Origin of the sequence: Caldimonas sp. (genome assembly GCF_046291045.1) — a bacterium.
Taxonomy (GTDB): Bacteria; Pseudomonadota; Gammaproteobacteria; order Burkholderiales; family Burkholderiaceae_C; genus Caldimonas.
Map to the genome: position 1 here is coordinate 1 of NZ_JBKBSL010000085.1, position 2,334 is coordinate 2,334.

Here is a 2,334-nt window from a genome sequence, read left to right on the forward strand (position 1 = left end):
GGCATGGGCGAGAGCAGGTAGCGACTCATGTCCGGCGGCGCCTTGAAGGGCATCAGCCGGTGCAGCTCTGCCATGCGGGGTGACACCACCAAGCACTCCAGCTTGGTACCGTTGTGCTGCACGATCAGTGCCAGCGGATTGCGGGCGCTGCCGCGTTCGATCTGCGCGGTGAAGGGCTGGCCGTTGACCTCGCCGGTGATGACGATGTCGTTCAGACGCGAGGGCGAGCGGATCTTGTAGCGTTTGTCCCCCACCAGCACCGAGGCGTAGCCGGTCTCGCCCACAAACTCGTCCACATGGACCGGGATATGGCGGTGCTGGCCGTCGGTGGACAGGCGAATCACGGTGTAGTCCTTGCCGACTTTGACACCATAGCCGGGGAGCTGGCCGCTGATCGCGGCCGCCCGCTCGCGGCTCTTGCGGCGCACGAAAGCGGCCAGCGCCACCAGAAAGTCCTCGTCGTCGTGCGGCACGTCCTCGGAGCGGAAACCGCCGCCGTAGTGCTGGGCGATGAAGCCGGTGTTGAAGTTACCCGCGACGAACTCCGGGTGGGCCAGCAGCGCGGCCTGAAACGGGATGTTGCTGTTGATACCGCGGATGACGAAGCCGTTGAGCGCCTCGCGCATCTTGGCGATGGCATCCTGGCGGTCCTTGCCGTGCACGATGAGCTTGGCGATCATCGAGTCGTAGTACATCGGGATTTCGCCGCCCTCGAACACACCCGTGTCCACCCGCACGCCGTAGCGATGCGCGGTATCCGCCTGCCACATGGTCTCGGTGGGCGGTTTGAAGTGCACCAGCCGACCCGTGGAGGGCAAAAAGTTGCGGAACGGGTCCTCGGCATTGATGCGGCACTCGATGGCCCAGCCTTCGCGCTTGACGTCGGCTTGCGTCAGGGGCAGTTTCTCCCCAGCGGCCACGCGGATCATGAGCTCCACCAGATCCAGCCCGGTGATGCATTCGGTGACTGGATGTTCCACCTGCAACCGGGTGTTCATTTCCAGGAAATAGAAATCCTGGTTTTTGCCGACCACGAACTCCACCGTGCCGGCGCTTTGGTACTGCACTGCCCTGGCCAGCGCCACGGCCTGCTCACCCATCGCCTTGCGGGTGGCCTCGCTGATGAAGGGGCTGGGTGCCTCCTCGATCACCTTTTGGTGGCGGCGCTGGATCGAGCATTCGCGCTCGTTCAGGTAGATCACGTTGCCGTGCGCGTCGCCCAGCACCTGGATCTCGATGTGGCGCGGCTGCTCGACAAACTTCTCGATGAACACGCGGTCGTCGCCGAAGCTGTTGCGTGCTTCGTTGCGGCACGAGGTGAAGCCCTCCAGCGCCTCCTTGTCGTTGAAGGCCACGCGCAGGCCCTTGCCACCGCCGCCGGCGCTGGCCTTGATCATGACAGGGTAGCCGATGCCACGCGCGATCTCCACCGCCTGCTCGGCCGACTCGATCGGATCGTTCCAACCCGGGATGGTGCTGACGCCGGCCTCCTTGGCGAGCTTCTTGGAGGCGATCTTGTCGCCCATGGCCGCGATGCTGTGGTGCTTCGGCCCGATGAAGACGAGGCCCTCCTCCTCGACACGGCGGGCGAAGTCCTCGTTCTCGGACAGAAAGCCATAGCCAGGGTGGATGGCCTCGGCGCCGGTGGCCTTGGCCGCGGCGAGGATCTTGTCAGCCACGAGGTAGCTCTCGCGGCTGGGCGCCGGGCCGATGCAGACGGCCTCGTCGGCCAGGCGGACGTGGCGCGCCTCGCGGTCGGCCTCGGAATAGACGGCCACGGTGGCGATGCCCATCTTGCGGGCGGTGGCGATGACGCGGCAAGCGATTTCGCCGCGGTTGGCAATCAGGATTTTCTTGAACATGGTGTGTGCTTCCCTGCCCTCACAGCGGGATGTTGCCGTGCTTGCGCCACGGGTTTTCGAGCTTTTTGTCCTTGAGCATCACCAGGCTGCGGCAGATGCGCTTGCGCGTTTCGTGCGGCAGGATGACGTCGTCGATGTAGCCGCGCTCGGCGGCGACGAAGGGGTTGGCAAAACGTCGCTTGTACTCGGCCTCGCGCTCGGCGAGCTTGGCCGGGTCTTTCTTGTCCTCACGGAAGATGATCTCCACCGCCCCCTTGGCGCCCATGACGGCGATCTCGGCGTTGGGCCAAGCTAGGTTGACGTCACCGCGCAGATGTTTGGAGGCCATCACGTCATACGCACCTCCGTAGGCCTTGCGCGTGATGACGGTGATCTTGGGCACGGTGGCCTCGGCGTAGGCGTACAGCAGCTTGGCGCCGTGCTTGATGATACCGCCGTACTCCTGCGCCGTGCCGGGCATGAAGCCGGGCAC

2 protein-coding genes are annotated in these 2,334 nt (G+C 65.0%); both read right to left on the bottom strand.

Features of this window, described 5'->3' with window-relative positions; genetic code table 11:
* The coding region (gene accC / locus ACK4ZD_RS15490) for an acetyl-CoA carboxylase biotin carboxylase subunit (protein WP_409664109.1) at window positions 1-1,862 on the bottom strand (1,862 nt) is incomplete at its 3' end.
* 19 nt (window positions 1,863-1,881) lie between these two features.
* On the bottom strand, window positions 1,882-2,334 hold a 453-nt coding region (locus ACK4ZD_RS15495; RefSeq protein WP_409664112.1), incomplete at its 5' end, for a carboxyl transferase domain-containing protein.